1 protein-coding gene is annotated in these 247 nt (G+C 67.2%); it reads left to right on the top strand.

The window, feature by feature from the left end:
• Positions 1-13 precede the first annotated feature (13 nt).
• Positions 14-247, top strand: a 234-nt coding sequence (locus LQ326_RS47635; protein WP_308402185.1) for an AMP-binding protein, incomplete at its 3' end; no start/stop codon positions are given.

Below are 247 nucleotides of genomic sequence, written 5' to 3'. Positions count from 1 at the left end.
GCGCGGGACCGACATGGTGGTGGCGATCCTGGCGGTGTGGAAGGCGGGCGGGGCGTATGTTCCGCTGGATCCGGAGTACCCCACTGACCGGCTGGCCTACATGGTCCACGACAGCACGGCGCAATTCGTGCTGGTCTCGGACGACACCGTCGGCAGGCTGCCGGAGGATGCCGCCACTGTCCGTCTCGACGAACTGGAAGCCGTATCGGGCGAGTTGCCGGAGCTTGCTGCCGGTCAGCTGGCCTAT

This window comes from Streptomyces shenzhenensis (genome assembly GCF_021462265.1).
Taxonomy (GTDB): Bacteria; Actinomycetota; Actinomycetes; order Streptomycetales; family Streptomycetaceae; genus Streptomyces; species Streptomyces shenzhenensis.
This window is presented reverse-complemented; position numbering and strand designations above follow the sequence as displayed.